Source organism: Mycobacterium sp. (assembly GCF_049673265.1).
Taxonomy (GTDB): domain Bacteria; phylum Actinomycetota; class Actinomycetes; order Mycobacteriales; family Mycobacteriaceae; genus Mycobacterium.
In genome coordinates, this window is the sequence record NZ_JBATXN010000627.1 from 1 (window position 1) to 10,701 (window position 10,701).

General features: G+C 67.4%; 10 protein-coding genes and 1 pseudogene. 6 read left to right on the plus strand and 5 right to left on the minus strand.

Annotated elements, in window-relative coordinates:
- Positions 1 to 64 precede the first annotated feature (64 nt).
- Genes WBF82_RS21215 through hemE form a run of 4 tightly spaced genes read right to left on the minus strand, consistent with a single transcriptional unit; the run spans position 65 to position 3,793 of the window.
- Complete coding sequence (locus tag WBF82_RS21215; protein ID WP_424384899.1) at positions 65 to 673, minus strand: class I SAM-dependent methyltransferase; 609 nt, start codon at positions 671 to 673, stop codon at positions 65 to 67.
- Between the two features lie 8 nt (positions 674 to 681).
- The gene (gene hemQ, locus WBF82_RS21220; RefSeq protein ID WP_424384900.1) at positions 682 to 1,377 is read right to left on the minus strand and encodes a hydrogen peroxide-dependent heme synthase; all 696 of its coding nucleotides are present in this window, start codon (positions 1,375 to 1,377) and stop codon (positions 682 to 684) included.
- A 5-nt stretch (positions 1,378 to 1,382) separates the two neighbouring features.
- Positions 1,383 to 2,747: a protoporphyrinogen oxidase gene (locus WBF82_RS21225; protein ID WP_424384901.1), complete on the minus strand. Its 1,365-nt coding sequence runs from the start codon at positions 2,745 to 2,747 to the stop codon at positions 1,383 to 1,385.
- Complete coding sequence (gene hemE, locus WBF82_RS21230) at positions 2,744 to 3,793, minus strand: uroporphyrinogen decarboxylase (RefSeq protein ID WP_424384902.1); 1,050 nt, start codon at positions 3,791 to 3,793, stop codon at positions 2,744 to 2,746. Before hemE ends, WBF82_RS21225 begins: the two co-directional genes overlap by 4 nt.
- A 178-nt stretch (positions 3,794 to 3,971) precedes the next feature.
- Here hemE and WBF82_RS21235 point away from each other — a divergent pair, with 178 nt between their 5' ends.
- The 6 genes and pseudogenes from WBF82_RS21235 (at position 3,972) to WBF82_RS21260 (ending at position 9,816) form a co-directional block, all read left to right on the plus strand.
- A complete protein-coding gene (locus tag WBF82_RS21235) occupies positions 3,972 to 4,451 on the plus strand; it encodes a hypothetical protein (RefSeq protein WP_424384903.1) in 480 nt (159 codons plus the stop codon).
- Positions 4,452 to 4,456: 5 nt separating this feature from the next.
- The gene (locus tag WBF82_RS21240; RefSeq protein WP_424384904.1) at positions 4,457 to 5,203 is read left to right on the plus strand and encodes a gluconate 2-dehydrogenase subunit 3 family protein; all 747 of its coding nucleotides are present in this window, start codon (positions 4,457 to 4,459) and stop codon (positions 5,201 to 5,203) included.
- Positions 5,196 to 6,887 (plus strand): GMC family oxidoreductase, encoded by a 1,692-nt coding sequence (locus WBF82_RS21245; RefSeq protein WP_424384905.1) that lies wholly within the window; start codon positions 5,196 to 5,198, stop codon positions 6,885 to 6,887. Before WBF82_RS21240 ends, WBF82_RS21245 begins: the two co-directional genes overlap by 8 nt.
- 66 nt (positions 6,888 to 6,953) lie before the next feature.
- Positions 6,954 to 7,772, plus strand: coding sequence for an enoyl-CoA hydratase/isomerase family protein (locus WBF82_RS21250; RefSeq protein ID WP_424384906.1), 819 nt, complete (start codon positions 6,954 to 6,956; stop codon positions 7,770 to 7,772).
- Positions 7,773 to 7,875: 103 nt separating this feature from the next.
- Positions 7,876 to 8,510, plus strand: a pseudogene (locus WBF82_RS21255) (DUF3000 domain-containing protein).
- 1 nt (position 8,511) lies between these two features.
- Positions 8,512 to 9,816 carry an HRDC domain-containing protein gene (locus WBF82_RS21260; RefSeq protein WP_424384907.1) on the plus strand — a complete coding sequence of 435 codons (1,305 nt, stop codon included), beginning with the start codon at positions 8,512 to 8,514 and terminating at the stop codon, positions 9,814 to 9,816.
- 35 nt (positions 9,817 to 9,851) lie between these two features.
- On the opposite strand, the gene WBF82_RS21265 is transcribed toward WBF82_RS21260, so the two are convergent.
- The coding region (locus WBF82_RS21265) for a transketolase C-terminal domain-containing protein (protein ID WP_424384908.1) at positions 9,852 to 10,701 on the minus strand (850 nt) is incomplete at its 5' end.

Genomic DNA, 10,701 nt, shown 5'->3' on the forward strand with positions numbered 1-10,701 from the left:
CGGTCGGGTCGAATTGCGTTGTCATGCCTTAACGATATAACGTAAAACTATCGCGATGCAACGCTCACGGGCGAACCGCGCGCACTACCTGAACGGCACGTCGGCCGCGGTTCACCGTCTCGATGTCAACATCTTCGAGCCCTGCAGTCCGGCAACAAGCGGCGAACGACGCCGCCTGTTCGTCAGTCCATCCGTGGCTGGCCAGCCCGGTGGCACCGGGCCGCACGCGGCGCTCGACCGCGAAGAATCGGCCGCCCGGAGCGAGGACTCGACAGACCTCGGTGAGGCCCGCGGTCACATCCGCCCAGTGATGCACGGTCGCAACCGACCACACCACTGTCGCGGACCGCTCCGGCAGCGGCAAGCTCTCCGCAGTGCCCTTAAGCCACCTAATGCCCGGTCGGTCGCGAGTAACCAGCCGGGCCACGCCGAGCATCACCGTCGCGGGATCCACGCCGACGACGCCCGCGCCGCGGCGGGCGGCCGCTCTGACGGAATTACCTGGGCCGCAACCAATGTCCACAACCTGGTCGGTACTCGATACCGAGGCCAAATTGGCCACGAAGCGGGCGCGGCCGTGACCCGCAACCAGCATGGTGAGAGCGACGAAAAGACCGATCGGCCCGGCAAATCCAGGATGATCGGCATGATGGTTGGGCGGCGGAATCTCCATTGCCAACGTCAGGGCAGCGATGCAATCAGTTGCTCGACCGGCACCCGCGGTCCAGTGAAAAACGGAGTCTCCTCGCGGGTATGCCGTCGCGCGTCGGTGGCCCGCAACTCCCGCATCAGGTCAACGATGCGGTGCAGCTCGGGAGCCTCGAACGCCAGGATCCATTCGTAATCGCCGAGCGCGAACGCCGGCACGGTGTTGGCCCGGACATCCTTGTACTCGCGGGCCGCCATGCCGTGTTCCGCGAGCATGCGCCGGCGCTCCTCGTCGGGCAGCAGATACCACTCGTAGGACCGCACGAACGGGTAGACGCAGATGTAGGCGCCCGGCTCCTCGCCGGCCAGAAACGCCGGGATGTGGCTCTTGTTGAACTCCGCCGGCCGGTGCAACGCCACACTGCTCCACACCGGCGTGCACGCCCGGCCCAGCGTGGTGGTGCGCCGGAAATCCTCGTAGGTCACTTGCAGCGATTCGACACGTTCGGCGTGCGTCCAGATCATGAAATCGGCGTCTGCCCGCAAGCCCGCGACGTCGTAGACACCGCGTACCACCACGCCGAGTTCTTCTCGCTGCTTGAGGAAGGTCGCGGTCTCATCGACGACGGCATCACGATCCTCACCCAGGCTCCCGGGCCGCACGGAAAACACTGAGAACATCAGGTAGCGAACGGCGGCGTTGATCGTGTCGTAGTCCAAGCGGGCCATGACAACTATCGTGCCACGGAGCCTTCGACGGCCCGGATCGCGCTGGTGACGGCCCGGCCGGCCGCCCCGATGCACGCCGGCACCCCGATCCCGTCGAGATAACCGCCCGCCACCGCCACGGTCGGCGGCAGGCCTGCACGCAGCTCGGCCACCACGTTGCGGTGGCCGGGCCCGTACTGCGGCATCGCATCCGGCCAGCGCTGAACGCAGGCATCCACCGGGTCGATCGCCAGCCCGAAAACCGCTGCCAGATCCTGTTTCGCCCAGGCCAGCAACTCGTCGTCGGACGCGCTGCGGGCCAACTCCTCGCCGAAGCGGCCGAACGAGAGGCGCAACAGCTCGACGTCGCTGCGTCGTCCCCACTTTCGCGACGACAACGTGATTGCCTTGGCACGCAACCGTTCTCCGCTTGCGACCAGCACGCCGGAATTCTGCGGGAAGCGGACACCGCGAGGAACGGCCAGCGCCACCACCACCGATGACGCGCTGACGATGCGGCCGGCAGCGGCGGCCGTGCGTGGCGCGATGCCCTCGACGAGCCCGGCCAAGCGCGGTGCCGGGACGGCCAGGATCACCGCGTCGGCACCCCACTGGCCGCCAGCGTCGTCGTGCAGCATCCAGCCTTGCCCCGCAGCCTCGATCCGTGCCACAGCCTCCGGTACCCACTTCGGCTGGCTGCGTCGGACCAGTTCGTCGACCAGCACCTGGTAACCGCCGCCAACCGAACCGAATACCGGTCCCGCGGTGACGCTCATGAGCGCCTGACGGACCGCGTCGGTCAGGTTCGGTGCGCCCCCGTCAAGCGCAGCCGCCATAGTGGGAGCAGCCGAGCGAACGCCGATCGTCGCGGCCGACCCCGCGTACACCCCGCCGAGCATCGGATCCACCGAACGGGCCACCACCTGCTCGCCGAACCGGTCGGCAACCAGGTCGACCACGGCGGGATCGCCGTCGGGCTGCCAGCGAAACGGCCGACTCGGCTCGGACGCGATACGCGCGAGGGTCGCGTCGTTCACCAGCCCGGCCATCGACTCCGCGGACGACGGGATGCCATTGAGCGTGGCCTGCGGCAGCGGATGCAGCCGATCCTGGCTGTAGATCAGCGGACGCGCCCCGGTGGTACCGACCTGACGGTTCGCCAGCCCCAGTTCGTGGAGCAGCGCCGGCATCTCGGGGCGGCGTACGACGAACGCCTCGGCGCCGACGTCGATGGGCACCCCGCCGACTTCCTCGGTGCGCAGCACCCCGCCCAGCCGGTCGGCCGGGTCGAACAACGTGATGCTCGCCTGGTCGCCCAGGGCCACCCGTATCCGGTAGGCCGCTGTCAGGCCCGAAATACCGCCGCCGACAACACAATACGAGTGGGTCATAACGAATGGACCAGTGCCACCAATTCGGTGAGAACGCCGGGATCGGTTTCCGGCAGCACCCCATGCCCGAGGTTGAAAATGTGTCCGGCCGCCCCGGCGTCGACCGCGTTACGCCCGTCGTCGACCACCGCACGCGCGGCCCGCTCCACCGCCGGCCAGCCGGCCAGCAACACCGCCGGATCGAGGTTGCCCTGCAGCGCGGTACCGGCTTGGACGCGGGCGGTGGCATCGACCAGCGAGGTTCGCCAATCGACACCGACGACCGTTGCACCCGCCTCCGACATGGCACCCAACAGTTCGGAGGTGCCGACGCCGAAATGCGTCATCGCGACGCCGCGGTCGGCCAGCGCGGCGAAGACCCGCGCGCTGTGCGGCAGCACATAGCGCCGGTAGTCGGCGAGCGACAACGCGCCAGCCCACGAGTCGAACACCTGAATCGCATCCACCCCGGCGTCGAGCTGGACCCGCAGAAACGCAATGGTGAGATCGGTGAGCTTTTCCATCAGCGCATGCCAGCAGGTGGGCTCGGCCAGCATCATCGCCTTGGTGCGGGCGTGGTGGCGGCTCGGGCCGCCCTCCACCAGATAGGACGCCAACGTGAACGGCGCACCGGCGAATCCGATCAGCGGAACATCGCCCAGCGCTTCGACCAGCAGCGAAACCGCGTCGGAAACCGGTTGAACACGTTGTGGCTCAAGGGGTTTCACTGCATCGATATCGGCGGCGGTGCGGACAGGCGCTGCGATCACAGGGCCGACGTCGGCGACGATGTCCAGGTCGACACCGGCGCCGCGCAGCGGCACGACGATGTCGGAGAACAGGATCGCGGCGTCGACGTCGTGGCGGCGTATCGGTTGCAAGGTGATCTCGGTGATCAGCTCGGCGTCGAAGCAGGCCGCCATCATGGTGCTGTGTGCCCGCAGCGCACGGTATTCCGGCAGCGATCGGCCGGCCTGACGCATGAACCACACCGGCACGCGGTGCGGCTTTCGGCCCGCGGCCGCAGCCAGATACGGCGACTCGGGAAGCGTGCGACGGGGACTCATCGAGCTCAATGCTGCCACGACCAGCGCGTGATGGTTTTGGCAGGCAGTTCACGGGCGGCGGTCAGCCAACCGACAGGTGTGGCAGGCGGGGATTTTGGGGAACCTGCCGACAGCGGCCGCGTGCGCCCGAGTCGGCGCGTCAATGTCCGCCGCCTGTAGGCACGGAAGGAGCCGGGTGATGGCGCTATTGGAGAAGTCGGGACACGACGGCGATGTGATCGGTGAGGCGGAGTACTTCGTCGACCGGGCATTGCGCAATATCGCCCACGGCCGCTTCGAGCGGTCATTGTCAGGGTTGACCGCGTTCGCGGCGGTGGTGACAACGGCAGAGGTGTATTTCGAGCATTACAAGGCCAGCTTCGGCAACAAATGGATGTGGAGCCCGATCGTGGTCACTCCGCCGGTGGTGGTCGCCGGTGTGGGCGGAGTGTTCTCGAAGCGCTGGGCCAAGCGGTGGCTGCCGATCACCGCCGGGATCTACGCGATAAACGGCCTGATGGGCCAATATTTTCACGCCCGCGGAGTAGCGCGTAGACCCGGCGGCTGGCGGCTCTACAACTACAACGTGCCGATGGGCCCGCCGATCGCCGCGCCCGGGTTGATGAGCATCGTAGGAGCGATGGGGGTGCTGGCCGCCATCCTGCGGCGCGAGAAGTGAGCGCCATGCCCGACAGACCTGACATTGCCAGCGGCAAACATTTGCCGAATTTGCGACCGGACGGTCAGCCGCTGCATCCGTCCTGGCTGCCGCGTCAGCGTCGCGGCCTCACGCCGCAGATGATCGGCCGTTACCCCGACTATGACGTGCTGTCGACGGTCGATACCTGGGATGAGGCCACCAAGAAGGTGGTGCTGGCCCGGTTGGAGGAGCCGGGACCGCTGCGCTTTTTCGGCTCAGAGCAGGAGCCGACGTTGCGCGCGTTCTGCGACACCGTGCTCGCCCAGGACGGCGAACCGCGGATCCCGGTGGCCGAGGTCGTCGACGCCAAACTCGCCGACGGCAAGCTGGACGGCTACCAGTACGCCGACATGCCCGACGACCGCGACACATGGCGGCTGGTGCTGGCCGGTCTGGACGAGGCGGCCCGTGACGCGGGCGCCGACTCATTCGCGGCCGCCGACCCCAAGAACCGCGAGGCCATCGTCGGGCGGTTCGCCGACGCGCACCTCTACGGCGGCAGCTGGGAGAAGTTGAACGTGTCTCGGGCGTGGTCGGTGGTGATGCGAATGGTGCTCAGCGCGTTCTACAGCCATCCCTGGGCCTGGAACGAAATTGGTTTCGGCGGGCCCGCCTACCCCCGAGGTTATATGCGGCTGGGCGGCGTCGGTATTCGCGAGCCGTTCGAAACGGCCGGGGCCACCTCCGAAGACCCGGTTGAGACAGTCGATGAGGAAAACATCGATGGGTGACTTCTGGCGTGGATTGCTCAAAGGGGCAGTCGGCCCGTCCGACAACGATTCCCGCTTCCTGCTCGACGTGCATTCCCGCGATCTGCCCGGCGAGGCCACGATGCGTCGCTACCACGACGATGAAGAGGTCGATTTGGTGGTCGTCGGTGCCGGCGCCGGTGGTTCAGTGCTGGCACAGCGGCTAGCCCGGGCCGGGTGGCGCATTGTGATCTTGGAAGCGGGCCCGTTTTGGCATCCCGACGAGGACTGGGTCTCCGACGAGGCGGGTTCGCACCCGTTGTACTGGACGCAGAAGCGAATCATCGGCGGCTCGGACCCAATTCAATTGGGCAAGAACAATTCCGGTCGCGGCGTGGGCGGGTCGATGGTGCACTACGCCGGCTACACGCCCCGCTTTCACCCAAGCGATTTTGAAACCTTCAGCCGGGACCGAGTCGGCGCCGACTGGCCGATCAGCTACGCCGACCTGCGCTCGCACTACGAACGCCTCGAACTCGAATTGCCGGTGGCCGGCCAGGATTGGCCGTGGGGGGATCCGCACCGTTACCCACACTCGCCGCACCCCGTCGCGGCTGCCGCGCTGAAGCTGTGGGAAGGCGCGCTCAAGCTCGGTATCGAGATGCGGGTCGGCCCGGTCGGCATCGTCAACGGCACCTTCGGCAATCGGCCGCACTGCATCTATCGCGGCTATTGCCTGCAGGGCTGCAAGGTCAATGCCAAAGCCAGCCCCTATGTCACACATCTACCCGACGCGCTCGCCCACGGCGTCGAGATCAGGGCCAACTGCATGGCGTCGCGCATTGAGCTTGACGAGACCGGAAAGGCCTGCGGTGTCACGTATTTCGCTGACGACGAAGGCGGTGGAACTTTCCGCGAGCGCCGGCAGCGCGCCAAAGTCGTCGCGGTGGCGGGATATTCGATCGAAACGCCGCGGCTGCTGTTGAATTCGCAAAGCCCGCGTTTCCCCAACGGGTTGTGCAACAACCACGATCAGGTCGGCCGCTACGTGATGGTGCAGGGCGCCTCGCAAACTGCCGGACGCTGGCCCGACGAGCTGCGGATGTACAAGGCCCCGCCGCCGGAGGTGTCCTCCGAGCAGTTCTACGAGACCGATCCGGATCGCGGGTTCGCGCGCGGGTTTTCCATCCAGACCGTGTCGCCGATGCCGATCGGCTGGGCCGAGCATGTGCTGGCCGACGGGCATTGGGGGGCGGCGCTGCGCGAATACATGCGCGACTACAACCACTGGGCCACCATCGGGGTGCTCAACGAATTGCTGCCACACCCCGATAACCGGGTCACGCTGGCCGATGAGACCGACACCTACGACATTCCGGTCGCCCGTTTTGACTACTCGTTGTCGGACAACGACAAAGCCAACATGGAGTACTCGACCCAGGTGATCACCAACATCCTGCATGCGGCCGATGCCCAGGACGTGCTCACGATCCAGCGCTTCGCGCACCTGATCGGGGGAGCGCGGATGGGATCCGACCCTGAAACCAGCGTCGTCAACTCCGACCAGCGGACCTGGGCGGTGCCCAACCTGTTCCTGGCCGACGGTTCGGTATGCCCGACCCAGGGCAGCGCCAACCCGGCGCTGACGATCATGGCGCTGGCGTCCCGCCTGGCCGAGCGGATCATCCGCGGGGACATCGACCCCCACTACGTGGCGGCGGCGTAGCCGGCTCAGTCCCCTAGGCCGTCACCGGGCGGGCGTGCCGATGCGGGCCTGCGTAACCTGCCTAACATGTCAGTTCGTCACCCACAGGTCAGCTACGACGAGTTTCCAAGCCTGCGAATCGAACGCGCCGAGCACGGGATGCTTCACCTGATTCTGGATGCGCCAGGGCTGAATTCGGTCGGGCCGCAGATGCACCGCGACCTCGCCGATATCTGGCCGGTGATCGGTCGCGACCCCGACGTGCGCGTCGTCTTGGTCCGCGGCGAGGGCAAAGCGTTCTCGTCCGGGGGCAGCTTCGAGCTGATCGACGAGACGATGGGTGAGTTCAGCGACCGGTTGCGCATCATGCGCGAGGCCCGCGATCTGGTGCTCAACATCGTCAACTGCGACAAGCCGGTGGTGTCGGCGATTCACGGTGCCGCGGTCGGTGCCGGCCTGGTGGTGGCGCTGCTCGCCGATATCTCGGTCGCCGGTCGAAACGCCAAGATCATCGACGGCCACACCAAGCTGGGGGTGGCCGCGGGCGATCACGCGGCCATCTGCTGGCCGTTGCTGGTCGGGATGGCCAAGGCCAAGTACTACCTGCTCACCTGCGAGCCGCTGTCGGGCGCCGAGGCGGAACGGATCGGGCTGGTGTCGATTTGTGTCGACGACGACGAAGTGCTGGGCACCGCGACCCGCATCGCCGCGGACCTGGCGCAAGGCGCGCAGTCGGCGATCCGCTTCACCAAACACAGCCTCAACCACTGGTACCGGATGTTCGCGCCTGCCTTTGAAACCTCCCTGGGCCTGGAGTTTCTCGGGTTTGGCGGGCCTGACGTCGCCGAGGGTCTTGCGGCTCACCGCGAGAAGCGGCCCGCGCGTTTCTCCGCCGATTCGTCCTAAACGGCGCGCCTGTGTCCGCGTGTCGCGGGATAGGTCTAGCGTCAGACGTTGTGGCACACGCTGGCGACGATGCAGAGCGGGGGCATGAGGAAGGGCGGCTGTTGTGAGCCGCGCCGGCGACGATGCAGCGCGGGGCGATGAGGAGGAGCGGCGCTCGTGAGCTCAGCCGAACCGGTTCCGTTCCGCGATGCAGTCGCGGCGATGAGCGGTGCCACCGTGCGACCAGAGATCGAGCTGGGCCCTATCCGGCCGCCGCAGCGTCTCGCGCCGTACAGCTACGCGCTGGGCGCCGAGGTCAAACGTCCCGAGGTCGACATCGTGTCGGAGCAGTCCGAGGGTGACGCGTTCGGTCGGCTGATCCTGCTCTATGACCCGGATGGGGCCGACGCGTGGGACGGCACCATGCGGCTGGTCGCCTACATCCAGGCCGACCTGGACTCCAGCGAGGCCGTCGACCCGTTGCTGCCGGAGGTGGCGTGGAGCTGGCTGGTCGAAGCCCTGGACAAGCGCGCCGACCAAGTCACTGCGCTCGGCGGCACCGTCACCGCCACCAGCTCCGTGCGCTACGGGGACATCTCGGGACCGCCGCGAGCCCATCAGCTGGAGCTGCGCGCCTCCTGGACAGCGATCACTCCCGACATCGGTACTCATGTCGAGGCGTTTTGCGAGGTGCTCGAGCATGCAGCGGGGCTGCCGCCGGTCGGGGTGACGGATCTGGGCACCCGGTCCCGCGTCTGAAATGGCTTCCCAGCTGCCTCAAGCGGCCGACGATCAGCCCGGCAGCGCGGAACCAGACGTAACGCCGCTGCTTGCGCCGGCCGACGGTGTGCCCGACCTGTCCACGAGTCCCGCCGAGATCGCCGCCGCCGCAGAACTGCTGGCTAGCGGCCGCGGCGCATTCGCGGTCGATGCCGAACGGGCTTCGGGGTTTCGTTACTCCAACCGCGCCTACTTGATTCAGATTCGCCGGGCCGGCGCCGGCACCGTGCTCATCGACCCGGTCAGCCACGGCGGCGACCCGCTGACCGTGCTGCGACCCGTCGCCGAGGTGCTCGCCGACGACGAGTGGATTCTGCACGCGGCCGATCAGGACCTGCCGTGCCTGGCCGAGGTCGGCATGCGACCGCCGGCGCTGTATGACACCGAGCTGGCCGGGCGGTTAGCCGGCTTCGACCGGGTCAACCTGGCAGCCGAGGCACAACGGCTGCTCGGGGTGGGTCTGGCCAAAGGTCATGGCGCCGCGGACTGGTCCAAGCGTCCGCTGCCGCCCGCGTGGCTGAACTACGCGGCCCTCGACGTCGAAGTCCTGATCGAACTACGCGACGCGATCGCGGGCGTGCTTGCCGAGCAGGGCAAAACAGGTTGGGCCGCAGAGGAATTCGACTACCTGCGCAGCGTGGGTCAGGCGCCGCCGCCGACCCGCCGAGAGCGCTGGCGACGCACATCGGGCATCCATAAGGTGCGTAACCAGCGCGCCCTGGCTGCGGTTCGTGAGTTGTGGACTGTGCGAGACGAAATCGCGCAACGCCGTGATATCGCGCCGGGCCGCATCTTGCCCGACTCGGCGATCATCGATGCGGCGACCGCCGACCCGAAGACCCGCGACGACCTGATCGCCCTGCCGATATTCGGCGGTCCCCGCCAACGCCGTAACGCCGCAACATGGTTGGCGGCGCTGGAATCGGCGCGGAAAACCCCCGGTCCCACGGAGGAAGCCGAACCGCCTAACGGGCCACCGCCGCCGGCACGCTGGCCCAAACGCAGGCCCGAAGCCGCGGCGCGCCTGGAAGCCGCCCGCGCCGGACTGCGCGAACTCTCCGAGCGATTATCGGTGCCGACCGAGAATCTGGTGTCCCCCGACCTGGTGCGACGGCTGTGCTGGGATTGGGAGCCCGCCGAGCATCCAGCTACGGCGATTGACGAGTTTCTGACTGCCGGGCAGGCCCGCGATTGGCAACGCAGGCTGGTGGTGCCGGTACTGACTGACGCGTTGCAGCCTCTCGATTCCGCCGAAATCGACAGCAGCGCGCAAAAGTTCGAGTAGGTATGACGCTGCCGTCGATCTCGACGACTCCCGTGCTAGTCGAGGCGTTCGCTGATCTCTGCCGCGGACTCAACGCCATTGCCCAGGCCGCCGGCCAGCGCCGCCACCCAACCGGTGATCTGCCGGGCCACGTCCTGCTCGGTCAGACCGGCTTCGGCGAGCACCTCGCCGCGCGACGCGTGATCGAAGAATTGTTGCGGCAGCCCGACATCGCGGCAGGGCACGTCGATCTCGTTGCGCCGCAACGCCGCTGACACCGCCGAACCGATCCCGCCGTTGACACCGTTGTCTTCCATCGTGACAACCAGCTTGTGCCCGAGTGCCAATTCGGTCAGCACATCCGAAACCGGCAATACCCACCGCGGGTCGATCACCGTCACGCCGATGCCCTGGTTGCGCAACCGCTCGGCCACCGCCAGGCCCGTCGACGCGAACGCCCCGACCGCCACCAGCAACACCTCGGCGGTCAACCCGTCGGCAGGCACCGCGAGCACGTCCACGCCGCTGCGGCGCTCCAGAGCCGGAATATCCTCGCCGACATCGCCTTTCGGGAATCTGATCGCGGTGGGGCCGTCGACGATGTCGAGCGCCTCGCCGAGCTCTTCATGCAGTCGAGCGCCGTCCCTGGGCGCGGCCACCCGCATCCCGGGAACGATGCCCAGTATCGACAGATCCCACATGCCGTTGTGGCTGGCGCCGTCCGGGCCAGTGATTCCGGCCCGGTCGAGCACCATGGTGACCGGCAGCTGGTGCATCGCCACGTCCATCATGATTTGGTCGAACGCCCGGTTGAGAAATGTCGAGTAGATCGCCACCACCGGGTGCAGCCCACCCATGGCCAATCCGGCCGCCGACGTCATCGCATGCTGCTCGGCGATCCCGACG